Source organism: Dyadobacter jejuensis (assembly GCF_003149085.1).
GTDB classification, from domain to species: domain Bacteria; phylum Bacteroidota; class Bacteroidia; order Cytophagales; family Spirosomataceae; genus Dyadobacter; species Dyadobacter jejuensis.
This window is the reverse complement of the sequence record NZ_QGDT01000002.1, coordinates 543,101-568,398: the sequence shown is the minus strand read 5'-3', so window position 1 is coordinate 568,398 and position 25,298 is coordinate 543,101. Positions and strand designations below refer to the sequence as shown.

Genomic DNA, 25,298 nt, shown 5'->3' with positions numbered 1-25,298 from the left:
GGTGCTTTGCTTAATATATAGTATCTTTAGGTTGACCTAGGGGTCTGTTGTATTATTTTTATAATTTACTAGTAGTAACCCATTTTATTTGAAATATGCGTACTGTTGTACTAATTGGTGTTGTTGTAATCCTGCTGGTGTTGGGCAAACTTTTTATTTTTTCCAAACCCGTCAGCAACACCCCTCCTAAAGGTAAGGCTGCTGTTGGTGGCGGAAGCCTAGCCGTAGAAGTATTGGTAATGGCCAGAGAGACGGTGGAGAATGAAATTTTCGCTTCAGGCACCGTCTTGCCCAACGAAGAGGTGGACTTAAAGGCGGAATTGTCGGGGAGGTTGGTTCAGCTAAAGATCGATGAAGGGGCCTATGTGAAAAAGGGGCAACTAATCGCTAAAATTAATGATCGGGATATTCGTGCCCAATTGCAAAAGGTTGGGCATAATCAGGCCTTGGCCCAAAAGATAGAACAAAGACAGAAAAAATTGCTTCATGTAGAGGCTATTAACTTACAGGATTATGACCAGACTGCCACCGATATAAATGTACTAGAGGCAGAAAAGGAAGTGTTACAAGCCGAGTTGGAAAAAACAGAGATTAGGGCTCCTTTCAGTGGGCGCATAGGCCTCAAAAACATAAGTGAAGGAGCCTATGTGGCACCGGGAACCTCCATCGCCACGGTCGTTCAGAGAAATCCGATTAAGGTGGAGTTCGCTGTTCCCGAAAAATATGCCCAGGAGATAAAAGTCGGAAGCCTGGTAAAGCTCAGTTTGGAAGGGGATCAAGCTATTTATACCGCCAAAATTATTGCCTTAGACCCCAAAATTGATGAGTCCTTGCGAACCCTAAAAGTTCGTGCTCTAGCCTCAAATGCCCAAGAACGAATTGTACCAGGAATGTTTGTAAAGGTGCAGGTAGCGCTTGCTGCCAATCAGGATGCGTTGATGGTGCCTACGGAGGCGATAGTTCCCGTTTTAAAAGGGAAAAAGGTTTTCGTCGTTAAGAATGGGAAAGCTCAAGAAGTTCTGATTAAAACCGGACTTCGCACCGATTCTAAAGTAGAGGTGCTAGAGGGCTTACAGCCTGGAGATTCCTTAATCACCACGGGGATTATAGCTTTAAAAGCCAACACCACCGTTAAGGTAAAATAACATAATTCCCACTTACGAGCTCGATGAGCTCATTCCTTGACCCAATCCTTGACCATGAGTATTTCCACCCTATCGATCAAGCGGCCCGTTTTAGCCATAGTAATGAACCTGCTCATTATTTTATTTGGCTTTTTGGGCTATACCTATTTAGGGATGAGGGAATTCCCCTCTATAGACCCTCCAGTCGTTTCTATACGCACGAGTTATACCGGTGCTAATGCCGATATTATCGAATCCCAGATTACCGAACCTATCGAAAAACAGTTGAATAGTATTGGCGGTATCAAGTCTATCAGTTCGACGAGTAGCCAAGGGGCTAGCCAAATTACGGTAGAGTTCGACTTAGGGGTAGACATGGAAACGGCTGCTAACGATGTGAGGGATAAGGTAGGATCGGTTTCCCGTTCCCTGCCTCAAGACTTAGACGGCCCCCCCATCGTCAGTAAGGCCGATGCCAATTCGGAGCCTATCATTGTACTTACTTTTACCAGTAATAGCCGTTCGCATTTGGAGGTGAGCGATTATGCTGAGAATAATATTGTTCAGCGGTTACAAACCATCGAGGGGGTTAGTGAGATTCGCATATTTGGTCAGAAACGATATGCTATGCGCATCTGGATGGACCCCGTTCGAATGGCCTCCTTGGGAGTTACCACTCAAGACGTAAAGAATGCCTTAGACCGCGAGAATGTGGAACTACCTAGTGGAAAACTGACTGGGAACAATACGGAACTCACCGTGAAGACGATCGGGCGTTTTAGGACCGAAGAAGATTTTAATAAGCTTATCGTCAAAAATTCGGCCACCCAGGTGGTCCATCTTCAGGATATTGGATTGGCTGAACTGGGCCCTGAAAACGAAGAAACCGTGCTACGCCTAGACAATGTTCCTATGATAGGCTTGGCCATTTCGCCCATGCCTGGGGCTAATTTTATAGACATTGCCGATGAAGTAAATAAACGGATGACGGAAATTAAAAAAGAACTCCCGGCCGACTATAAACTGGATACCTTGATCGACAACACTATTTTTGTCAAGCATTCTATTGAGGAAGTAGGTGAGACCTTGCTGATCGCCATTGTACTGGTAGTACTTATTATTTTTCTGTTCTTTCGGGACTGGCTCATTGCTTTTCGTCCACTTATCGACATCCCTGTCTCCTTAATTGGTACTTTTTTCGTGATGTACATCATGGGCTTTTCAATCAATGTGCTTACGCTCCTGGCCATCGTGCTGGCTACCGGGTTGGTAGTGGACGATGGGATTGTGGTAACCGAGAATATTTTTAAGAAGATAGAAGAGGGGTTAAGCCCTATAGAGGCGGCGATAAAGGGAGCGAATGAAATCTTGTTTGCCGTACTGTCTACCTCTATTACTCTGGCTGCGGTGTTTCTACCGGTTATCTTCATGCAAGGCTTCGTAGGGAAGCTTTTCAGAGAATTTGGGATCGTTATTTCGGCAGCCGTGCTCATTTCCGCCTTCGTTTCGCTTACATTAACGCCCATGCTAAATGCATATTTGGTAAGGAAAAACGATAAAAAGAGCTGGTTTTACGAAAAAACGGAGCCTTTCTATGTAAAACTCACCAACGATTATAATGCCGCTCTGAAGTCGTTCCTGGGGGTACGTTGGGTTTCCTTACCGCTCATCGGTCTGACGCTCGGCATGATCTGGTATTTTGGAAAGGACCTACAGTCTGAACTAGCTCCACTGGACGATCGGAACTGGTTCCGGATTTCGATGACCACACCCGAAGGATCTTCTTTCGACTATACCGATGCGTATGTTCAGAGTGTAAGCCAGATGTTGATGGACTCCATGCCAGGTAGGAAAGGATTGATGCTGATAACCTCACCTGGCAATTCCGGCCTGGGGGCCGCCAATGTAGGTAGCGGGCGTATTGCCCTAGTCGATAAGTCAGAAAGAAAGGAGTCGCAGCAAGAGATCGCCAATTATATTAATAAAAGGCTGAAAACAATGCCTAACGCTAAATCCTTCGTAGTTCAGCAACAAACCATCGCGGTAGACTCTCGAGGAGGTCTTCCCATTCAATATGTTATCCAAACCCCCGATTTCGAAAAGCTGAGGGAGTACCTTCCTAAGTTTATGGATGCCGTAGCGCAAGACTCTACCTTCGAAATATCCGATGCCAACCTGAAATTCAGCAAGCCGGAATTGCAGATTGAAATAGACCGGGAAAAGGCTAAGTCTATGGGGGTGTCGGTACAGGATGTCGCGCAGACCATGCAGCTGGCCTTTGCGGGACAACGTTTCGGTTATTTTACTATGAATGGCCGACAGTATCAGGTGATAGGGCAATATGATCGTGAAAATCGGGATGAACCCTTGGATCTTAAAAGTATGTTTGTGAAGTCGTCTACTGGGCAGCTCGTACAGCTCGACAATATTGTTCATACGGTAGAAGAGAGTAGCCCTCCTCAGCTATTCCATTATAACAGGTATATGAGCGCCACGGTGCAGGCTGCATTGGCACCGGGCAAGACGATCGGCGATGGTATTGCTGCCATGGACCGTATACGGGATGAGCTCAACGACGAAGCGGTGCAAACCGCCCTCAGTGGGGCTTCCAGAGACTATGCCGAAAGCTCCTCGAATACGATGTTCTCTTTTTTCCTGGCCTTGGTGTTGGTTTATTTTATTTTGGCCGGTCAGTTCGAGAGTTTTATCGATCCCCTGATCATCATGATTACCGTACCTTTGGCAATAGCTGGGGCCGTGTTTTCGCTTTGGTATTTCAATCAGACCCTCAATATTTTTAGCCAAATCGGAATGATCATGCTCATTGGACTGGTGACCAAAAACGGAATATTGATTGTGGAGTTCGCCAATCAACTCCGAGAGCAAGGAAGAAGCGTTCACGAAGCGGCTTTGGAGGCTGCCACCATGCGCTTTAGGCCTATCCTAATGACCAGCTTGGCTACTACCCTAGGGGCCTTGCCCATTGCTATGGCGCTGGGCTCGGCTGGGAAAAGCCGTATGTCGATGGGGATAGTCATCATGGGGGGGCTTATATTTTCTCTAATCCTGACCCTTTATATAATTCCTGCCGTATATACATATCTTTCTCGAAATAAAAATTACGATAAAATGCATATGATCGAGCGGATTGCCCGACAAAGCGAAATGGAAGAAGCCTAGGGCAAGCTAAGCGACAAGCTTGGAACTGCCCATGGCTTTGAGCATGCGTATATGAGAAGTAAGGGCCTTAATAAAATCCCCTTTGGCATTATAGGTATATCCAAACTCTGCGGCCGTTTGAGCCACAATAGGCGATAAGGCCCTATAATGAACATGGGAAATGGAGGGGAATAGATGATGCTCGATCTGGTAGTCGAGTCCTCCAATGTACCAGGAAAGCAAACGGTTTCTGCCAGCAAAATTGGAGGTCGTTTGGAGTTGGTGAACGGCCCAGGCATTTTCAATACATCCGGAGTCGTCGGGTATGGGTTGAGAGGTTCCTTCTACTACATGGGCCATTTGGAATACGGTACTCAGAATCATGCCGGCAGTTCCATGCATAATTAGAAAACCCAGAATCCATTCGGAGAAGGTAATGGAGCTAAATGCTAGCGGGATCACCAATATAAATACCACATAAGCCAGCTTGCTCACCAATAGGGTAATTAGTTCTTTTCGGGGAAAGGGTTTGGTCATTCCTGTCTCCGATAGCTTGTTGAATACGCCTATTTCTTTAAAGTCCTTCCACAAAAATGAAATGGTCATAAGACTATAGAGAAAAAATGCGTAGATATGTTGAAACCGATGGATCGATTTATATTTTTCTTGGTAGGAAAGTCTAAGTAGAAACTTTCCTGTGATGTCCTCATCGATCTCGTGGACATTGGTGTAGGTATGATGCAGCCTGTTGTGCTGGACTTCCCAGTTGTATGCATTTCCCCCTAGTAAATAGATGCTCGCTCCCAGTATTTTATTGAGCCACTTTTGGTTAGCCAGCGAGCCATGTATGGCATCATGCATGACCGACATGCCCACACCCGCTATTCCTAGTCCCATCAGTATGGCAAGTCCTACCATGGTCAGAGGGCCGAAACTCCCGGTCAGTAGCAATGTATAAGGAATAAGGTAAAGCGCCAGCATGAACACCGCCTTATATAAGATCTGCTGTCCACCGGTCTTTTTTAGCTCCTGTGCGCTGAAATACTGATCCACTCGTTGGCGCAGGATAGGGAAGAAGGCAGACTTCTGTGGATTGGTGAATTTGATCTTAGGACTAGCCATGCGTTTTCAAGTTGATGAAATAATGAGACCTATCTATTAAACGCTTAGAGGTCCTCTGAAAATTTAATAAAGATAAGAGGTTTTATTTCGGTATTGATCAAGCCGAGGTATCTGAAACGTTAAATAATTGAGTAGAATTAAAAAAGGGTCCTTCTTAAGCCTTCATAGGAGCTTGATACGGGACAAAAGGGCATAGAAAAAGGGGAGTAGCCAGGTTAAGGCGCTCTCCCCTTTTTTTTATTTATAATAGTCTCGATTAAAGGGCAAAAGCCGCTTTAATTTGGTCTACAAAGTCGAGTTTCTCCCAAGTGAATAGCTCAACTTCCATTTCTTTTTCTTCTCCGTTAGCTCCTTTAAAGGTCTTTTTAACGATTTCATTGGTCCGACCCATATGGCCATAAGCAGCCGTTTCAGAGTAGATCGGATTGCGAAGCTTAAGGCGTTGCTCAATGGCATAAGGACGCATATCGAAGATTTTGCCTATCTTCTCGGCTATTACTCCATCGTGATCCGCTACTTTTGCAGTACCATACGTGTTTACATACAAGCCACAGGGCTTAGCTACACCAATAGCATAGGAAACCTGTACCAATACTTCGTCGCAAAGTCCCGCTGCTACCATGTTTTTGGCGATATGACGGGTAGCATACGCGGCAGAGCGGTCTACTTTTGAGGGATCTTTACCTGAGAATGCACCACCACCATGAGCTCCTTTGCCACCGTAAGTGTCAACGATGATTTTACGACCGGTCAAACCAGTATCTCCATGAGGACCACCAATTACGAATTTTCCGGTGGGGTTAATATGGTAAGTGATATCGTCGTTAAATAATTGCTGCAAGGCAGGGGCAAGCTTGGCTTTTACCCTTGGAATGACAATATTGATGATGTCCGTTTTGATTTTGGCGAGCATAGTCGCCTCTTCGTCGAAGTCGTCGTGTTGAGTGGAAACTACGATGGTATCAATACGTTGGGGTACATTGTCATCGCTATATTCGATGGTTACCTGCGACTTTACATCGGGACGTAGGTAAGGAATCAGTTCCGATTCGTTATTTCTTATCGCCGACAGCTCCTGCAAGATTTTATGGGCAAGGTCTAAGCCTAGAGGCATAAAGTTGCTGGTTTCGCGTGTAGCGTATCCAAACATCATTCCTTGGTCACCTGCTCCCTGGGCGTTGGCTTTATCTTCGAAGCTTTCGGTGGCCGAAGCACGGTCAATACCCTGATTGATATCTTCACTTTGGTCATGGATGGCCGAAAGAACTCCACAAGAATTGGCTTCGAACATGTATTCACTCTTGGTATAACCTATCTTCCGGATTACTTCCCTAGTGATCTTTTGAACGTCCAAATACGTGTTGGTCTTAACTTCACCTGCTAATACGACCTGGCCAGTGGTAACCAGTGTTTCACAAGCTACTTTACTATTGGTATCCCAAGCTAAAAAGTTATCGATTAATGCGTCTGAAATTTGGTCAGCGACTTTGTCGGGGTGTCCTTCCGATACGGATTCCGAAGTGAATAGATATGGCATAAATTGAATTTGATTATGATATTCCGCCAGATTGCATGTGTGATAGGGCGGTTAATGCGGCAAAATTGAATTCTTTTACGATCTTTTCCAAGGATCCCAAGTAAAAAGTTTAATACATTTTTATGAATTTATTAAATTCTTGATTGCGAAGCTATGTCATTGTTTATGAATAACTCCGCAATCGAATTCGAAAGTCCTATATAGGCTGAGAGATAGATCTTTAAATCGGTACATTTACATGTCTTTCGGCATGATAGCTAGAACGTACCAAAGGCCCGGACTCCACGTATTTCAAGCCCCGACGCAAGCCTTCTTCCTTGTATTTTTCAAACATTTCAGGTGTTATCCATTCTATTACTTCATGGTGCATCTTGGTAGGTTGCAGATATTGCCCCAAGGTCAAGATATCGAGGCCGTTCTCAGCCAAATCGTCCATGGCTTTATGAACTTCATCTACCGTTTCTCCCAAGCCGAGCATGATTCCCGATTTGGTGCGCTGACCAGCCTCTTTCGTTCTTTTGATTTGTTCCAGACTCCGGGCATATTTGGCTTGAGGCCTCACGGCTCGGTATAGGCGCTCTACCGTCTCCATATTATGTGATACCACTTCCTGGCCACCGGCATACATCCGTTCCAAGGCTTCCCAATTATTTTTGACATCGGGAATGAGTGTTTCTATGGTCGTTTGTGGGGTGCTTTCCTTGATTTGCACGACGGTTTGGTACCAGATCTCCGCTCCTCGGTCTTTAAGTTCGTCTCGGTTTACGGAGGTGATCACGGCATGTTTTACTTGCATGAGCTTGATGGCCTCCGCTACCCTGCGGGGTTCGTCGGTGTCGTATTCATTGGGCCTGCCAGTGGCCACGGCACAGAAGCTGCAGCTTCGCGTGCATACATTTCCCAAAATCATAAAGGTGGCCGTTCCAGCCCCCCAGCATTCGCCCATATTGGGGCAGCTCCCACTTTCACAGATGGTATGTAACTTATAATTATCTACAAGTTGACGTACTTTTCTAAATTCGGGTCCTGCTGGTAATTTAACTCTGAGCCAATCTGGACGTTTTTTTCGTTCAGATGGAATTACGGGTAATTCAATCATAGGTCTATCATCCTACAGGCAAGGGGCCTGTCTACTTACATTTTGAAATTTGAGGCAAAATTACCTTTTTTTACTTCCGAAGTATAGGGTTATATAGCCAGAGGTATATACACTCCTATTATCGGCATAAGCCATTATATTTATTTTACGGGTAAAGGCTTCGGCTAAAAAGCCAATTTCGATGCCGGTAACATTTTCACGGAAAGCACTTAACTCGAAGCTTAGTGCCGTTTTAAAGTGCAATCCCGGAACAATCTTACTCTTTCCAAACCCTTGGAAGAAGCTTCCCGCTCCTATAATACCGGCCGACTGAGAGCTGGAGGTATGCTTGACGGGGTCGAAGGGTTCCGTCAGTATCCTACCATCCGATGTTTTATATTGAATCATATAGGGCTTTTCTATGCCTATAGAGGGCCCAGCAGCCACGATGGCACTGATGGAAATTCCCTCATCCTCGTGCCGGTTGAACAAGGTGAGTTCTCTCCCATACTCTGGACGAAGGACAAAAAGAAAGTTTTCTTTCCCAAAGACAAGCCTTTTTCCAGTTACAAAATCTTGCTCGGCAAGTTCTTTTGGGTGTTTTACGTTGACCAGTTCCAAGGCAATATACCGGTATTGGTTTTTACCAAAAAGTGTGCTGTTCATCGCTGTCGACTGCCTGAAAACGGCTCCACCCAGTATTCCTGAATTGGTGTTGGTGGTAAGCCCTACTGAGGTGAAGGTCTTATAGGCGTCGTTGCTATCGGTTATTTTTGTCCTGCGTTGGGCATAGGTGCTTAGCGAAAGCAGGGCCAACAGCAATGCGGTTATTATGGTAGGTCTTTGGCGCATATTTTGAGATATGAAAATCGGTATGGCAGTTATTTGTCTTTACGATTGTATTCAATATACTAAGATTTGGCGATATTATGGCCTTTCAATCTATGTGTTTAACGGTTTTTTGTACATTTATGTTCTAAAGATAGCAAAAGAATACTAACCTGTTTATGGTCAAGGTATTGAAGCTAATGCATTCGTGGCCGGCATAGACCGCTAAAAGTCGCTGGAAATAGCCTTCCTCGGATGTACAAAAGTAAACAACAATTTAATTTTTATTGATTGGGCTCATTTATTTACAATATTGGATTACGTCTCTTCGCCTTTTTGTTTCCAATTGCCGGATATTTCAATGCTAAAATTCGCCTAGGGGTTCAAGGAAGAAAAGGCCTGAAGGAACGCCTTCAAATGTTTAAGAATGGACTGCCTAAGCATACCAAAATAGCTTGGTTCCATGCCGCTTCTTTAGGGGAGTTTGAACAAGGGAAGCCTGTTATAGAGGAATTTAAGGGGCGATTTCCCGATTATGCGATCGTGCTCACATTTTTTTCCCCCTCGGGCTATGAGGTGAGGAAAAACTATGGCGGGGCCGATTTTATTTGTTATCTCCCCTTAGATACCCCAGGAAATAGCCAATGGTTCGTAGAGATTCTAAATCCTCAAATTGCTTTTTTTGTTAAGTACGAATTTTGGTATAATATCTTAGAAGCGCTGCACCGTCAAGGCACCGTCATCCTTTCCTTTTCCACTATTTTTAGGCGCGATCAGTTGTTTTTTAAACCGTATGGGGGCTTTTATAGTAAATTATTAAGTTATTTTCATGCTATTTTCGTTCAGAATAAAGCATCTATTGAATTATTGAATGGAATAGGCATTCAACAATGCTATATTGCGGGGGATACGCGTTTCGACAGGGTATATAGCATAGCCACTCAGTCGGAAGAGCGAAGAGAAATTGCCGATTTTTTTACAGATACTCCAGTCCTGATAGCGGGATCCATCTGGCCGCAGGATATGGCCATTCTTATCCCCGTCCTCAATCGATGTAAGGGTCGGGTGAAGGTAATATTTGCCCCCCATGAAATCAAAAAAGAGCAGATCAAGAACTGGCGCTCAGCACTGCAAGGGGCATCTGTTCAATACTCTGAGCTAGAGACGGCCAATTTAAAAGAAATGGACTACCTTTTTATTGATAACATAGGTATTCTGTCTTCCTTGTATCGGTATGGCCAAATGGCCTATATTGGGGGGGCATTTGGAGTTGGTTTACATAATATTCTGGAGGCCGCCACCTTCGGCTTACCGCTGGTATTCGGGGATCGATCGTATGGTCGTTTTCAGGAAGCAGTGGACTTGGTGGCTAGGGGCGGGGCCATCACTGTGGCCGATGCGGATCAGCTCCAGCAGACGATGGAGTCCTGGCTTACCAATGCTCAGGCCACCCATGCACAAGGTGCTATCAACGCGCAGTATGTTCGGGAAAATCTGGGTGCTTCCAAGACCATCATGGATCGGGTAGAACGCCTATTAGTTACACCCCTATCTAAATAAATTTTGCGATAGGGGTGTAATATTCTTGACTTAAGAAAATTGTCTTGAAATGAGGTGCTCAAATAAGTAGGCCTGAGTCCCTAATAAACGAGACTTAGCACCGAGTTTTGAAATATGGATCGAGAGGGTGTTTTTGAAGTCGGAAAGACAATACTTATTGATGGCTTGCGCAATTGGGTTGGAAATAAACGGCCCCGCCTCTGCGAGTAGCCCGCCAATAATGACGACCTCTGGGTTGAATAGGTGCACTGCCGTAGCTAGCCCCTTCCCTAGTTCAAAACCCAAGTTGCTCAATAAGTCAATAGAGAATTCATCACCCGAATGGGCCGCTTCGATGATATGCACCGTATCCAGATCCGATAGTTTATGATTCACCAATTTGGTTAAGGTGGTGACGCGTCCGCTCGCAATGCCGTCCTTGGCCTGTTTGATTAGCGCCTCGGCCGAGGTGATCGTGTCCAGGCAACCTATTTTACCGCAGTGGCACAGGACTCCATCGGGCTTGACTTGGATATGGCCCAGCTCGCCTGCGAAGCCAGAAGCCCCATTAAACAGTTCCCCATTGATAATCACGCCCAAGCCGACTCCCCAGTCAATATTGATGGTGAGTACTTGTGTCTTGTTTAAAGCAAAGCCGAAGCGGTGCTCTCCAATGGTGGTCGCTTTGGTGTCGTTGAAGAGGCAGATCGGAATCTGAAAATGATTCTTCAGGGCCGTAACCAAGGGGATATTCTCGGTGGTTAAGTTTTGATACGTTAAGTTGCTGCCCTGAGAGGCATTGATCAATCCGGGCATCGATACCCCAATACCCCATAACTTGCCTACTGAAATATTATGGGTATTCAAAAAGGCGTCAGTTTCTTCATAGAGTTGGTGAAGAAACTCTGGACTGTCTTCAAGTTTTATATCGACTCTTTTCTTTATAATCAGTTGATTGTAGAGGTCAAAAATAACAAACTGCGTACCGTGGCGGTTGATGTCCATGATCAGCGTTAGGTATTTTTTAGGGTTCAACCCGTATAATACTGGAGGCCTTCCCGCTCGGGCGGGGCCCGTTCCGGTTTCTATGATCCAGTCTTCCTTCATGAGTTCATTTACAATGCCGGTAGCCGACGGAATGCTGGCATGAAATAGCCGGGCCATTTTATTGATAGAGGTATCCCCGTTTTTGTAAAGATGCAATAAAAGGTTACTTCTAATTTTGTTTTTGCGAATATCTATGACCGAACTGGGTTCTGCTTCTAGTTCCATGATTGCTGAAAGGATGTTATATTATATATCTGGATTTATACAAATTTTTTATATAAATCTATATTCTATTGCCGAAATTAATACAAGATACTCTTATTTTTTAAAAAATCTTATTATAGACGACGAAAGATTGAAATTGTTTTTTGTTTATGACAATAAAGTGTGCAACATAACATTTATACTTCTTTCAAAATGCAAACCCATAAAATTATATAATAATACTTGCTGTACTTATATTTCTGATTGAGATGGTACTAAACTGGGCTTAAAATCGAGATAAAATTGTCGATTGGGTAAAGATTCTAGTATCTTCGTTTCTCACAGCAGAAAATTAGACGATACAAGAAGGTGTTAAGAAAAGGCTTGGTTACAAGGTCAACTGGTTCGTGGTATGATGTCAGAGAGATAGCCGATGGGCATATCTGGCAATGCCGCTTGAAAGGGAAGTTCAAAGTTTTGGGCTTAAAGGTTACCAATCCTATTGCGGTAGGTGACCAAGTTCGGTTCGAAGTAGAGGACTCCAACGAAAATTTCGGTATTATTTCTGAGATACTTCCTCGCGAAAATTACGTGATCCGGAGTTCTGTCCATAAGACGGGCCATGGACATTTGATAGCCGCCAATGTAGACCAGGCCATTTTGATAGCCACTTTGGTGTTCCCGAAGACGTCCTTAGGATTTATAGACCGATTCTTGGTGGCCATTGAGACTTTTCGCATACCTGGGGTCATTATTTTCAATAAACTAGACTTGCTTTCGGAAGAGTTTTATCCGTTCCTACAAGAGTTGATGGATTTATATTCGGGGTTGGGCTACCAATGTTTGGCTACCAGCGCCATCGAAAAAGAGGGGTTAGAGGAGTTTGAAGGGCTTTTAAAGGGAAAAACCTCCCTATTGTCGGGACATTCAGGAGTGGGTAAGTCTACATTGGTCAATGTAATTGCACCGACGCTCGACCTTCGTACTCAGGAAGTTTCTAGTTTTGCTAATAAAGGGGTGCATACCACCACCTTCGCCTCCATGTTTGAGTTGTCGGAGGATACCTTTATCATCGATACTCCAGGAATCAAGGAGCTGGGGCTTGCCGATATGAACGCTGAAGAGATTGCGCATTCATTCCCTGAAATGCGTGCCCTACTCAACGCCTGTAAATTCAACAACTGTCGCCATATTAACGAACCTGGCTGTGCCGTAAAGGAGCATGTACAGGAAGGCACCATTGCCCTTTCCAGATATGAGAGTTATCTGAGCATGGTAGGAGGGGCCGACAATAGGAAGTAGCTCCACTCAATAATCGATTACTGTGATGAAACGGGTTGAACATATTGGTATTGCAGTCAGCGACTTGGAGGCGGCAGAGGCGCTCTACACCCGTTTGCTACAAGTAGCGCCCTATAAGCACGAAGAGGTAGCGGGCGAGCAGGTGAATACCGCTTTTTTCAGAGTAGACGATACCAAAATTGAGTTGCTTCAATCCACCGATCCAGAGGGCGTCATAGCCCGATTCATAGCTAAAAGAGGAGCAGGAATTCACCATATCGCTTTTGAAGTGAAGGACATCGTGTCGGAAATGGAGCGCCTCCGAAATGAGGGATTTCATCTCCTTTCGGAGGCGCCAAAGATAGGTGCCGACAATAAGCTAGTATGCTTTGTACATCCAAAGGATACCCAGGGTGTATTGATTGAACTTTGCCAAGAGAGGGATTCTCTTATTTAAAATGGTAAGCCAACGGCTATATTAAGTACTAAGTTCTCTTTTCGCCAGTCTTTACTACCAAACTTTATCTCATTAAACACCCAGGGATTTTTGTATTGAACAGGGGCGTCTGGATCTGCATTTTCGATGGGCTCGTTTAGGTACCATGGTTTTCTAAAGGGAGTGGCTAAGTCTAGCCGGAAAATTAAGAATGAGAAGTCCATTCGTAGTCCCAAACCTCCACCTACAGCCACCTGATTGAGAAAATCGCTACTGATAATGGCTGATTCACTATAGCCTGCCCGGGCTGCGTCGGGGAAGGACCAGATATTTCCTGCATCGGCGAATACGGCTAGGTTAAAGAGGCTATTGAGTTTAATACGAAATTCCGAGTTGAATTCCATACGTATGTCCCCCAGCGACTGGTAGCCAAGCTGGGCTATCGATGTGGAGTCGGGACGATAGGACCCAGGCCCGAGCGATCGGGCCCTGAAAGCACGGAGGCCGGTACTTCCTCCAGCAAAATATTGGAGAAACTGGGGCGTGAAACTATCTTTGGAGTTGCCGTAAGGCAGTACTGCCCCAGCCAATAAGCGGTTGGCCCATTTTATTTTGGAGGAAAGGGTCCGGTAATAACGCAACTCGGCCTCCGCCTTCCCATATTGGAATATAGGGACACCGAGGAATTCTTTTGGGGCGTCAGGATTACTATTTTTTGGTGCCAAAAGACTCAGCAGATTGCCGCCATAATCGATACTCCCATTAATAATGAACTGGTTTTTGCTAAATGGCTTTGGGGTAGGTCTATAGCTGATCTTGTAACCAGAGCCAGCAATGAAGTACTTAGACTCTAAAATCTTAAGGTATCTATCGACATCGATGGGGTTGGTATTCGGATTAAAAATGATATCGTCCAAACGGTTGGTGTTGATATTTCGAGGCTCGATAAAGTTAAGAGAAATGGGCGTTAATGTTTGCTCCAGCTGGGTGTTTTTACTCCAAACATAGGACCAGTCACCACGGATGGAGGTGGTGGTGAAAAAGCCTTTCTGTACCCTATTCTCATAGTTAAGCGATAGGATGGTCTTGGGGAGTAGCTCACTTTTCTCGGGCCTGATTTTTATAAAAGGGATCATAAACCGTGGAAAAGAGAGGTCGGCCTTGCCCCCATATCGGTAGTATTCGTTTCCTATCTTATTAGGATTCTCAACTTTGTTTCCTCCCAGCTGAACGTCAAAACCAAAGTACCCATTGATGGTCAGCATTTCGGCACCCTTAAAGAGGTTTCTGTTTTTCCAGTTAAGGTCTATTTGCGAGCCACCCAGTCCGTTCGATTTCGTACTGGCACTGAGGATGGTCTGCAATGACTTCTTCTTCATAGGAGAGAGGTCGTAGTGGATATCCAGAAGTGCCGAATCGGAACGGGGTACGAGTTCAAAGCGATTCTTTACAAATTTGAAATTTTGCAAGTTGATCAGTCGGGTCAAGGAAACATTTTGCATGGTATTGGTATACATGCTACCATGCCGAAAACCGATGGCGTCGTAAAAAATACGGCGCTTATAGTTTTTTCCAGGGTCATTAATGGCCAGTCCACTTCTCCGCCTTCTACCCTCTATTGCTAGCGAATCGGCCTGTAGATCCTCTTTCGTTCCAGTATTGACATATATCTGGTTGATATGATATTGTTTTAAAGCGGTTTGTACCGTTTCTTTTTTTAACTCCAAAAACAAATTCACCTGTTGAGGGGCAAGGGTGGAATCCACGCGCCCAATAGTAGAGTCCACTTTCACCACCAAATAGTCGGGGTTGAAATAATAGTAGCCTTTACCTTTGAGTTCGTTATCGATTCGGTTGCGTTCGGCCGTAATTACATCTAGCCGAATAGGGGACCCCTTGGTCAAATAACTGTTTTGCTTACTCCTGACCAAATCCTTGTTGAAGCTACTGCTATCCTCCACCACAAACTTTACGGAGTTAATAAAGTAGCGGGGCATGATATAGGCTTCATAGTCGATGGTCGCCGTACGTTTTTTGCCAACGTTCAGCTGGCCTGTAGCCTTAGACCTGTAGTAGCCTTCGTTTTCGAGATAGGCCTCCATATTGGAGGCGTTGATATCGGCAATTCGTTGAGAGGCTATTACGGGTGGTTCCCCCAGTTTGTCACGAAACCAGCTCCGCAACCCACCTTCATCCTTAGGTTCCCCAATAAAGTAAAACCACCATACCTTCCACGGGAAGCCGAAGATGGTCTTGTTAGGAGTGGGCTTGGTGATCTCTTCTAGGCTGGTAGCGAGTCCCGAAACGTTAGGTTTCGACAGGGAATCGGCCTCTACCTTCACTGTGTTGCCTACATACAAGCTTTGTCCTTGCGGGACATACTTTTTTATGGAGCAGCCGTTCATCCACAAACAACTCAATACAATGGCCACTATCTTATTTTTCATCTTGTTGTCTTTTGAAAAACTCTTGTAACAAATCATAGTCCGCAGTAACAATAAAGCTGACCCCGGTTTCAATGATAAAACCTTCCAAAATAGATTGGTATTGGTTCTTTCTAAACGCCCTAAAAAGGTACCTTCCGTCACGTGATAGGGAGTAGTCTAGGGCTATATTGTCGAAAACCTCTGAGGATCCACTGCTTCCGTTTTGATTCTCCAGTTCGAAGTTCTTGCCGACCGATATCTTCAATCGGTCGTTGAGGAAGGCTTTACTTACTCCCACATTCAGGTCTGTTCGGGCACCGGCCGTCTGGTCGGTCGTCGAATTGAGGTCTAGGTCTACATCTACACCTTTTACCAAGTCGCCTGCCAGGTTATTAAGCTGGTCGCTCAAAAGCTGACTCACGCTTTGTCTGGCAATGGCTTCGGCGCTAGAGTTAATATTGACCCCCTTACTGGACTGGTCGGTGATAAACCGATTGGTAATCAACAAGGCGAAGGCCTGTTTGTTAACCTCCGAAGGACTGTTGGACATATTGAGCCAAAAGGGTTGGTTGGTAATCTCTTTGGCCAAGTCGGTGCTAACATCTTTAGATGGAACCACCTGGAAGGTGATATTGGGATTGGTAAGATTTCCGGTAATAATGATTTGCACGTCGATCGGTACTTTTCGGCCTCCCACCAGGTTGGTAGAAATGGAACCCGGGTCCACCATCACGGTGTAAGCGGCGGTGATATTCAGATCGGCCTTCATAGGGTCGCCCGACCAGATTAGGTTACTGCCTTTAACAATATCAAATTTCCTTTTTAAGATTTCTAAAGTGATATCATAGGTACCTTCCGTTACATCATAGGCACCTAACAGGTACACCTGCCCATTGGGAGCTACTCCGGCAGTAAGTTGCGCATTTCCCTTAAGTTTGATGTTGTCGCCGTTAAGCTCATCGAGCACCACGGTGAACTGGGATTTATCGTCTACATCGAGGTCTACGGTGATTTCGGTGGCGAAGTCGGTGGTGATGGCTTTATTGGTTTCAACTTTTTGGGTTTGAGCCTTTTGGGTCGAATCGCTCATATCTACAAACTCTATCACCCCGACCCGTGCATCTCCAGCCTCGGTGACGTCGTCGGTCATTACAAAGGTGATATTACTTCCAGAGTTGATTTTTACATCCCCATCTATCACAGAGTTGGAGCCTTTACCTTTTACCCGCAGGTCGGCATTGATCAGGGCCTTTCCATAAAACATCTCGTTGTCTTTCTGGGTGGAGTTGAGGGCCACAAAATTTTTGGTATCCACTTTGAGGTCATAGCCTACATCGGGTAGTGTAGCAATACTTACATTGCCATTGACCCGCAAGGCTTGGTCGAGGGAGTCCTTAAGGATGAAATTATTGAAGAGAATATTTTGGTCCTTAAATTGGATGTTCTGGTCGGCGAGCCGATACCGCGAACCCAACTGGGTAACATTGAAGGCAAATTCGTTGAAATGCAAAGCCCCGTTGAGGCGTGGATTATCAGTGGACCCCGTGATGGTGGTCTTTCCACTTAGGCTTCCAGAGGCACGTTGCAATTCACCGAAGCTAAAGGCCTCGACAGTCTTGCCACTAAAAGATTTGAGATCTAGGGTAAAGTTTAGCGCCTGTTCCTCTTTGATGTTGTAATGCCCGTCTAAGTTGGCGTCGTTACCCTCCCCTTTTAGGGATAGTGCAATGGCGATATCGTTTTCCCGCTCATTATCGGCCTTGACTTGTAGCTTCCCCAGGGGGATTTGCATAACGGCCAATTTTTCTATGTCAAAAGTACCCGTGAAGAGTGGGGTAGTCAAGTAGTTTTTTAGTTCTAAATCTCCGTTGAGTGTTCCGCCCATCAGGGTGCTGTCCTGGGTGACTGCCGTTACCAAAGGCCCCAAGGCTATCTGATCCATGGTAATGGCTAAAGGGCTATTCGGAAGGCTATCGGTACTGTTGATGCGTAAGGCCTGCTGGTTTCGAAGAAAAGCGATGTTTCTTACCCACAGGCTATCGGGAGCATATTCGATGGTTCCTTCGCTAGGCGCTTGCCAAGGCTGGTAGTCGAGTAATAATCCATCTCTAAAACTTAAACTATAATGTGAACCCGCTATGGCTATTTTACCCTTCAAAGAATGCCGATCCTTTTGGACGGAGTCGCGTACTGTAAAATCATATACGAGGTTATTGTCGGCGATATCGGCCTCTAGGCTAGCATTCTGCATCCTAAAGCCTCCAGTAGAGAGTTGTTTGAGGGTAGTCTGTAGTCCAGCCTGCTGGCTTTCTGAGTAGAACTTAAGGTTCATTCCTTCCGTCCTAAGGCTATCGTAGCTGACCAGCGGAGCCGACAATGTGGCTATTAGCGAAGAGTCGATCTGGTTATTAAGTTTGGCTTCCAGCTTGATGGTATTCATTTCCTGAAGTTCGGGGACGAATATTTGTATGGCTGGGTGGTTGGTCAAAGTAGCATTTAAAGTAAAATCGGTGGGCTCTTGTATTTCAGTATAGGCCAGTTCAGGTACTTTAAGGTGCTTGCCTACCTCGGTGAATACCGCGTCGGCAAGGGTTTCGTATTGATAGTTGCCCTGAAGGTCCAATTTTAGGATGGGCGACTGTACGATAACCTTTTTTAGGGAAGCGCTATCGAGCATGGCCACATGCATGCTATCCAGCCCAATAGGACGGCCTCGGTGCGTTAGCACCAAGTTGGCTACGTCTATGGTGCCCTTTGGGTTGTCTGGGTTGGTGGACTGAAAATCAATCTTGATATTCCCTTTTATAGCCAGCGAATCGGCATAGAGATTGAGGGCGGTGAGGTCGAGGTTGTCGACGTTCACCGTAGCCGCTGCCGTGGGATACTCTTGGCTGATGTCGGCCTGGCCGTTCACCTGCAGATCGATATTTGTATCCTTTATTTGAGCATCCAGTTGCGCTTTGCCTTGGTTTATCCCTCCCTGAAGGGTGAGGTTATTATAGGTGTACCCTTTAATGCTGGCACTTTGTACGGTGCCTGTTAGGTCGGCACGCATACTGCTGAGGGCGTAGCCTGTCCCTACCACTTGCGTGTTGAGGGTGAGTTTGCCCATTTCTTGTGGAGGTTGTTTTAAAAGCTTTCCGAGGTCGAAATCTTGAAAAGCGAGTTCTCCGTCGTACTCAGCCCTAATGCTATCGGTAATATTTTTGAGGTTCCCCGTAAAAGTCCCATTCCCGTAGGTGCTGACGATATTGGTGCTCAGGTTCATATTGCTCATGTCGCCGGCTATCGCCCCAGTCAATGCCAGGGAATCGGGTAGCTCTATAGAGGCCGGTAGTGTGCTGTCGGGTAATAGTTGAAGTAGATCCGCCTTGGTCGTCGAAAATTGGTTCAGGCTAAGATTAAGCCCCAGCTTGTCGGTGTCGGGAAGTCCTTGTATCCGCCCGTTGAGGTCCAGTATCGTACCGTCATTCAGCTTGAAATTGGCCTTGGCAATTTGTAAATTATCTACAGTGCCTTCTACCCGTGCCGTTGCCGAAAGTGAACCGTTGGGGTTCTTGTCGAAAGGGGGACTCTCTACCAGATCGGGAACCAGATATAGAATGTCGCCAAAGCCTACCTTGCTGTCTTTTAGGTTCAGCGAAACTTGTACCTTGGAGGGGTCCGTGGTTAGTTCATCTATATTTTTGTATTTCAGGATCATTTCATCCCGAAGGGTCGTGTTGCCGGTAGTCAACAACAAGTTCTTAAGGTAGGTTTGTTTGACTCCGTATGCGAAGTTAGTACGGAACGACTCAATTTTGAATCCGCTTTTATCCCTGAATTTTGCGGATTTTAGCTGACCGGCAATATTAGCGTCGGAGAAAATGAAATCGTTGAGTTGAATATGTAGGTTGGTAATATTGATATGATTATAATCCATACCCTTGGCTTGCGCGGGTTGGTTAAAGTCGTCGTAACGCAGCCCGTTGTTAGCTAAGGTAAGGTTGCCCACCTTGGCCGTCCATCCCGGAGTGGGCGCTTGTGCCGGTATGGTATCTTTTACAGGAGCTTTAGCCAGGCGTTTTTCTAATTCGACAAAGGCCGTCATGTCTTCTAAAGCCACTTCTTTGAGATCTACATATTGCCCTGCTACATATACTTTGTTTACATGCCCTTTGAGGCGGCCAATGTTTACTCCATTATTTATTCCACTGGTTTCATCGATAAACGACCATTTGAATTTTTGAATATCAATATCCCCTAAATTGATATTTAAACTGTCGGCAGGATCGGAGGGGGCTGCAGGAGCAGCGGCCTCTGGCTGTGCCAGGGCTTCATAGAGCCGAAGTGAAGCCTCACTATTTCTTAAGAATAAATGGGTAGGGTGGTAGGTCGATGTGGTCGGATTAAAAGCGTCGAAGCCTACATAGGCCGAGTCGATATGTGTTTTGGCATCGGTGCCTATGACGGCATCTCTATAGCTTAATTGTATGTTTTTAAGGATAATTTTATCCAGTCGCATGTTCAGGGGTTCACTTGCAGCCGTGTCGGGGGCGGTAGGTTCCCCAGCGAAAGCATCCACTATAAACTGGAAGTTGAAGGTGGTGTCGGGCAGGGTTCGGTAAATATTAGCTGTCAGGCCAGCTACTTCTACGGTATTGATACCGATGTCGCCCTGTATCAGCCGGTACATATCCAGGTCGATACGAATTTTTTGACCCGAAAGGAGGGTATCTCCTTTCATATCGGCAAAGAAAACCCCCTCAAGAACGATCCAGTCCGGGATGTCGAACCGAATTTTCTCTATGTTTACGTCGGAACGTAGCTTTTTGCGAAGGAAGGTGTTGATTTGTGTGGTGAGTAGGTTTTGGCCAAAAGGAGTTTGGATGCCATAGATGATAATCCCTAATAATAATAGTAGGGTAAGAATTACAATCGCCAATACCTTTAATACTTTATTCATGGGCCTGTGGTCCTTATAGCTGTTTGGTTAGAATTGGTATCCTAAAAAACTTGGATAATAAAAACCTGGGCCATTGGGTAAGCAACGGTCCAGGTTCGATGGCAATCGGCGATATTATCGTACAAATAACTCCTCGGCAATACTTTTGTTAATATCGAGTGTAGAGGTGATGGTAACGGCTTTTTTATCGACGGTATTTATCTCTACTAACTTGGTTGGGTAGAGTATTCCATACTTAGACTTAACATAATTGGACAAATCGGTGGTCGTTTCAACACCGGCCATGGTTTCTTTTTTGCGAACTAACAGTCCTGTTTTAGCATCAAACCACAAATTATATTTTATTTCCTTACCCTGAAGTTCTACTTGGTTGGTAAGTACTTTATTGAGGGTTTCTTGCCCAACAGTTGTTGCAACAAATCCACGGTCGTCATAATCTTTAAACGGCACGAGTAGGTCATAAATTTCATAACGCATGTTAGTTTGTTCGGCTGGGCTCAGGTCACGAACGTCCAGTTTGCTGCCAATAGGGACTTTGATCCACCCTTCTTTGTCCTTAACCCCATATATAAAACTCCTTCTCATAATGGTCTTGGACTTATACATTGCATTTTCAGGGATCGATACCGAGATGTCAGCGTCGTAGGGTGTGGAACCTGGGGCCGCAAAGCTTTGCTTTAGCGTATATGTTTTGATAGAATCCCACAGTTTCTCACCGCCGGTAGCCTTATAATAGTTGGCAAAAATGGTATCTACAGGTATTTTCTGTCCATAACTAGCCAAGCTTAATGAAAGCAATACTGCTAGAAGTGTTATGTTTTTTTTCATATTCAGTAAAATTGTTGATTTACAGAGGAATGTCATCGTTTGAGGACTCCTTTAATGATTGGACACCGCCGGAGCCAAATGGTTTAAGATTTTAAATTAATCAATAATCAATACATATGCCATATATGCCCCAATATTACAAAAAAAAATAGTACCCCTGTTTGGTTCGCTGGCGGTAATGAAGGGGTAATGGTGGTAGGGTTACATCTTTACCTTTTAATGTTATATTAATGGGGTGTGATTAGGCAATAAAATAAAAAAATGTGAAATTGTGGGAGTCATTTAATTTAATATAGAATATGTTTAAGAAAACCATCACCTTATTTTTAGTTTTGGGTTGTGCATTTGTCGCTCAAGCACAGCAATTTAAGGCCCTTTTATTTACAAAAACCGCGGGCTTTCACCATCAGTCTATACATGAAGGGGTTGATGGGGTGCGCCAACTAGGGCAAAGACATAACTTTTCAGTTGATTGGCAGGAGTCTGGGTCTGTGTTTAACGACAAAAATTTGGAGAAGTATGACGTGGTCGTGTTTTTAAATACGACTGGTGATATACTCAATGACGAGCAACAGGCCGCATTTGAAAGGTTTATTAAGTCGGGAAAAGGTTGGGTAGGCGTCCATGCCGCCGCCGATACCGAGTATGACTGGGAGTGGTATACCAAGTTGGTTGGGATGATGTTTAAGACGCACCCCGCCCAGCAAACGGCCTATCTAGATGTAGTGGATAGTAATTTCCCTGGCCTAGAGCGCTTTCCTAAAAGAATGCTTTGGACCGACGAATGGTACGAATATCAAAAGCCCTATAAGTCCAATGACTTGAAGTTTTTGATAACGCTCGACGAAAAATCCTATAAACCCAAGGAGGGAATGGGCGCCGTGCATCCAGTGGCCTGGTACCATACTTTCGATGGGGGACGTGCATTTTATACTGGGCTAGGCCATATTGGCTTGGTCTATTCCGATCAGAGTTTCTTAGACCATTTATATGGTGGTATCTATTGGGCAGCAACTGGTAAAGGAATTAAATAATTTGAACCTGTAACACATAAAAAAATCCTCCAACTTGGAGGATTTTTTTATGTGTTAGTCCAACGAGTGTCGGCTATGCGTCGTCTCTTGAAGCCGATATCTTACCAAAGCGATACTGGAAGCTCAGGTTAATTTGCCGGTTGGTCTGTTGGTAAAGGGAGTTCTGGACATATGATGCCGTCGCCAACTGGCTCTTATAGGCTCTTGAAAGGAAAATGTCCTGAACACTAAAGGATATCGTGGCTTTCCGCTCTAGCATGCTCTTACGAATCCCCATATTGGCTACTACAATTCCCTCTCTTTTTCCCTGGGCTATGGCCCTAGGTCCCTCATAGTTTACATAGGCAGAGGCTCTAAAATCGAGGGGAAGTTTGATATAGGCGTTTATATTTCCAGAGTAGCTCCAAATCCGGTTGTCGATTTGTGCCAAGGCCGAAACGACCTCACTCCGAAATACCCGTCCACTGGCATTAATTTTAATGGCTTCTCCGAGTCTTTGGAAGAAGTCCATCTCATAGCCATAGGCTAATTCACGCCCTACGTTGTCGTAGCGGGAGGTGGAAATCCCTTCGTCATCTATGGTTTTTATCCGCGTTATTGCATTATTGGAGTAATCCATAAATAGGGACGGTCCAATGCCTGAGTTTTCTTCATAATTGGAGTATCCCAATTCGGCTTTGTGGGTAAATTCGGGTTTCAGGTTTGGGTTCCCTGTGCTGATATTCAGTGGATCCGAAATATCTGTAAATGGGTTGAGCCACGTAGCATTGGGGCGTTGAACTCGGCGACTATAGTTCAATTTGATTTGTGCTGCATCCGACAATTTACGTGTTACCGCCAGTGAAGGTACCAAGGTTAAGAAATGTACATCGAAGGACTGGTCTATATTGACCTGGTTGATGGTCTGATTGTAGTCAGTAACCCGTACTCCGACTCTCACACCCCAGTTGTCGGTTTTTTGAGAAAAGGTGGAGTAACCGGTATATAAGGCATCGGAGTAGGCAAAAACATTGCTGATGGAGGGGTCGAACTCGAAGCCCTCCGTTTCGAAGTCGTACTTAAGGAAGTTATTGGTGTTATCGTTGGTATTGAAACGGGTCCTTAAGCCTACCTCTACCGTCGCCTTCGGAGTGAGAGGCCAGGTGTAATCGGTGTTCAGATACACCGAATTTCTGTTGTTAAGCTTCTCGTTCTGCTGGCGAACCATGAGGTCTACGAGATTGCCCTCTTGGTCAAAATCCGTATCACTATCGGAACCACCCTTGGTATAACTCGCCGTAAATGTCAATAGATGGTCCTCCTTGCGAAACTTTTGACGGTAGTCTACATACATATTGGTATTGTCGCCTAGGCCTTTTTGGTCCGATGACCGCGAAAAACGCTCCATAAGCGAATCCGCTTGGCTTGTGGTTCTATTTTCACTGAAAGAGGTATTGATAAAACGATTACGTGAATAATTGAATCCTGCCGAAACCGTGGCTTTTTCTGTAAGATCATAATTGATGCCTATTCTGCCAAACAGGTCACCGTCGTAGTTTTTACCCGTACCATATTGAGAATATAGGGTGGTTTGGTCGGATAGGAAGTTTTCCCGGTCAATTTCCCTCTTCCAGTAACGGTTGCGTATGGCCGCATTGGCAGAGGCATTGATTCCTAGTTTGCCTCTTTTAAAGCTAATATTTCCTCCCGTATTATAATTTTCTCGGTTGCCTAATGTTAAACGAACTCCGCCGTTTACCCCCTGTATTTTGGTTTTTTTAGTGATGATATCGATGACCCCTGATGCTCCGTCTCCCTCATATTTGGCCGAAGGGGTGGTCATTACATCGATCCTGTCGATCAGATCGGCCGGGAAAGACTTGAGTATAGTAGGGAGGTCACTACCATACATACTCGAGGGCTTGCCGTCGATTAATACGATAACATTGCCCTTGCCCCTTACTTGCGGATTACCATTCTCGTCCAAGGATACCGCCGGGACTTTTTCTAATAGTTCGCTCACGTTGGTACTCGTGGCGAGCATATCTTGTCCTACGTTTACTATTTTTTTGTCGATGTCGTTAATAATCATCGTTTTTTCGGCTCTTACGACCACCTCATTGAGCTTGGTAGCTTCTGTGGTAAGTACCAAAGTGCCCACGTCTATCAGGCCCGATTCGGGAGCGACCGAAACTTTGTCGACTACCAAGGTTTGATACCCCATATTCGTCACCCGCAACATATAGGAACCTGAGGTAACATTACTAATGGTGAAAACGCCATCCACATCGGCTACGGCTCCATCGGTAACCGACGAGTCGGCGGCCATTAATAAGGCTACTGTAGCGAAACTCACTGCATTGGAATTGCCCGCTTCGACTACTTTACCTATTATTTTGGTGCCATCCATCGATTTTTCTTTGCCCTCCGGCGTTAGTAAATCGGGGACTTCGCCTAAGGTTTTGAAGCCAATTAAAGAAAGAGATAAGGAGTATATAAGGCGTGTAATACGAGTCAAAATATTAAAGGGTTTAATTGAGTTTAGGAGATTATTGTAGGGGGCGGCGTAAAAGGAGTTTTGCCAATAAATACAAATTTATCGATTTGGTAATGAATTGTCAAACATACGATTGTTGTTTTAACGGGATATGGGCAGAATTTGTTACGGAGAAAATTAAAATAAACAGAATAATTGCCTTTTTAAAATATTAGAAGCTTATTTGTATAATTA

At 45.0% G+C, this 25,298-nt stretch carries 15 protein-coding genes; 6 read left to right on the top strand and 9 right to left on the bottom strand.

The features are described 5' to 3' along the window. Window positions 1-95: 95 nt before the first annotated feature. Window positions 96-1,145: an efflux RND transporter periplasmic adaptor subunit gene (locus CLV98_RS06345; protein WP_109673446.1), complete on the top strand. Its 1,050-nt coding sequence runs from the start codon at window positions 96-98 to the stop codon at window positions 1,143-1,145. Between the two features lie 54 nt (window positions 1,146-1,199). Beyond that, window positions 1,200-4,304 carry an efflux RND transporter permease subunit gene (locus tag CLV98_RS06340; RefSeq protein WP_109673445.1) on the top strand — a complete coding sequence of 1,035 codons (3,105 nt, stop codon included), beginning with the start codon at window positions 1,200-1,202 and terminating at the stop codon, window positions 4,302-4,304. Window positions 4,305-4,310: 6 nt separating this feature from the next. Here CLV98_RS06340 and CLV98_RS06335 read toward each other — a convergent pair whose 3' ends face one another. The 4 genes from CLV98_RS06335 to CLV98_RS06320 form a co-directional block, all read right to left on the bottom strand. After that, window positions 4,311-5,405: a fatty acid desaturase family protein gene (locus tag CLV98_RS06335; protein WP_109673444.1), complete on the bottom strand. Its 1,095-nt coding sequence runs from the start codon at window positions 5,403-5,405 to the stop codon at window positions 4,311-4,313. A 256-nt stretch (window positions 5,406-5,661) separates the two neighbouring features. Then, complete coding sequence (gene metK, locus CLV98_RS06330; RefSeq protein WP_109673443.1) at window positions 5,662-6,942, bottom strand: methionine adenosyltransferase; 1,281 nt, start codon at window positions 6,940-6,942, stop codon at window positions 5,662-5,664. A gap of 220 nt (window positions 6,943-7,162) precedes the next feature. After that, on the bottom strand, window positions 7,163-8,041 hold the full coding sequence (lipA, locus tag CLV98_RS06325; protein ID WP_109673442.1) for a lipoyl synthase: 879 nt from the start codon (window positions 8,039-8,041) through the stop codon (window positions 7,163-7,165). 60 nt (window positions 8,042-8,101) lie between these two features. After that, window positions 8,102-8,872 carry a hypothetical protein gene (locus tag CLV98_RS06320; protein ID WP_109673441.1) on the bottom strand — a complete coding sequence of 257 codons (771 nt, stop codon included), beginning with the start codon at window positions 8,870-8,872 and terminating at the stop codon, window positions 8,102-8,104. A gap of 267 nt (window positions 8,873-9,139) precedes the next feature. Here CLV98_RS06320 and CLV98_RS06315 point away from each other — a divergent pair, with 267 nt between their 5' ends. Then, on the top strand, window positions 9,140-10,408 hold the full coding sequence (locus CLV98_RS06315; protein WP_109673440.1) for a 3-deoxy-D-manno-octulosonic acid transferase: 1,269 nt from the start codon (window positions 9,140-9,142) through the stop codon (window positions 10,406-10,408). Between the two features lie 30 nt (window positions 10,409-10,438). Here the strand turns inward: CLV98_RS06315 and CLV98_RS06310 are convergent, their stop codons facing one another. Next, entirely contained in the window at window positions 10,439-11,659 is a 1,221-nt protein-coding gene (locus CLV98_RS06310; RefSeq protein WP_109673439.1) for an ROK family protein, read from the bottom strand. Between the two features lie 348 nt (window positions 11,660-12,007). On the opposite strand from CLV98_RS06310, the gene rsgA reads away from it, so the two are divergent. Further along, window positions 12,008-12,940, top strand: coding sequence for a ribosome small subunit-dependent GTPase A (rsgA, locus tag CLV98_RS06305; RefSeq protein ID WP_109673438.1), 933 nt, complete (start codon window positions 12,008-12,010; stop codon window positions 12,938-12,940). 22 nt (window positions 12,941-12,962) lie between these two features. Beyond that, on the top strand, window positions 12,963-13,376 hold the full coding sequence (gene mce, locus CLV98_RS06300) for a methylmalonyl-CoA epimerase (protein WP_109673437.1): 414 nt from the start codon (window positions 12,963-12,965) through the stop codon (window positions 13,374-13,376). Here the strand turns inward: mce and tamL are convergent. From tamL to CLV98_RS06285, 3 genes are all read right to left on the bottom strand, one after another. Beyond that, window positions 13,373-15,802, bottom strand: a complete 2,430-nt coding sequence (gene tamL / locus CLV98_RS06295; RefSeq protein ID WP_109673436.1) for a translocation and assembly module lipoprotein TamL — start codon at window positions 15,800-15,802, stop codon at window positions 13,373-13,375. The two genes, mce and tamL, sit on opposite strands and share 4 nt — an antisense overlap. Continuing rightward, entirely contained in the window at window positions 15,792-20,726 is a 4,935-nt protein-coding gene (locus CLV98_RS06290; protein WP_109673435.1) for a translocation/assembly module TamB domain-containing protein, read from the bottom strand. Before CLV98_RS06290 ends, tamL begins: the two co-directional genes overlap by 11 nt. 114 nt (window positions 20,727-20,840) lie before the next feature. Further along, the gene (locus CLV98_RS06285; protein ID WP_109673434.1) at window positions 20,841-21,554 is read right to left on the bottom strand and encodes a hypothetical protein; all 714 of its coding nucleotides are present in this window, start codon (window positions 21,552-21,554) and stop codon (window positions 20,841-20,843) included. Between the two features lie 299 nt (window positions 21,555-21,853). Here CLV98_RS06285 and CLV98_RS06280 point away from each other — a divergent pair, with 299 nt between their 5' ends. Beyond that, window positions 21,854-22,588: a ThuA domain-containing protein gene (locus CLV98_RS06280; protein ID WP_109673433.1), complete on the top strand. Its 735-nt coding sequence runs from the start codon at window positions 21,854-21,856 to the stop codon at window positions 22,586-22,588. 73 nt (window positions 22,589-22,661) lie between these two features. On the opposite strand, the gene CLV98_RS06275 is transcribed toward CLV98_RS06280, so the two are convergent. Further along, the gene (locus CLV98_RS06275; RefSeq protein ID WP_229203244.1) at window positions 22,662-25,085 is read right to left on the bottom strand and encodes a TonB-dependent receptor; all 2,424 of its coding nucleotides are present in this window, start codon (window positions 25,083-25,085) and stop codon (window positions 22,662-22,664) included. Window positions 25,086-25,298: the final 213 nt, after the last annotated feature.

Excerpts from the sequence above, each read along its gene's own strand:
- CLV98_RS06335 (WP_109673444.1), bottom strand. The coding sequence starts at position 5,405 with ATGGCTAGTCCTAAGATCAAATTCACCAATCCACAGAAGTCTGCCTTC.
- tamL (WP_109673436.1), bottom strand. The coding sequence starts at position 15,802 with ATGAAAAATAAGATAGTGGCCATTGTATTGAGTTGTTTGTGGATGAAC.
- CLV98_RS06310 (WP_109673439.1), bottom strand. The coding sequence starts at position 11,659 with ATGGAACTAGAAGCAGAACCCAGTTCGGTCATAGATATTCGCAAAAAC.
- CLV98_RS06290 (WP_109673435.1), bottom strand. The coding sequence starts at position 20,726 with ATGAATAAAGTATTAAAGGTATTGGCGATTGTAATTCTTACCCTACTA.
- CLV98_RS06345 (WP_109673446.1), top strand. The coding sequence starts at position 96 with ATGCGTACTGTTGTACTAATTGGTGTTGTTGTAATCCTGCTGGTGTTG.
- CLV98_RS06320 (WP_109673441.1), bottom strand. The coding sequence starts at position 8,872 with ATGCGCCAAAGACCTACCATAATAACCGCATTGCTGTTGGCCCTGCTT.
- lipA (WP_109673442.1), bottom strand. The coding sequence starts at position 8,041 with ATGATTGAATTACCCGTAATTCCATCTGAACGAAAAAAACGTCCAGAT.
- CLV98_RS06280 (WP_109673433.1), top strand. The coding sequence starts at position 21,854 with ATGTTTAAGAAAACCATCACCTTATTTTTAGTTTTGGGTTGTGCATTT.
- CLV98_RS06340 (WP_109673445.1), top strand. The coding sequence starts at position 1,200 with ATGAGTATTTCCACCCTATCGATCAAGCGGCCCGTTTTAGCCATAGTA.
- metK (WP_109673443.1), bottom strand. The coding sequence starts at position 6,942 with ATGCCATATCTATTCACTTCGGAATCCGTATCGGAAGGACACCCCGAC.
- CLV98_RS06285 (WP_109673434.1), bottom strand. The coding sequence starts at position 21,554 with ATGAAAAAAAACATAACACTTCTAGCAGTATTGCTTTCATTAAGCTTG.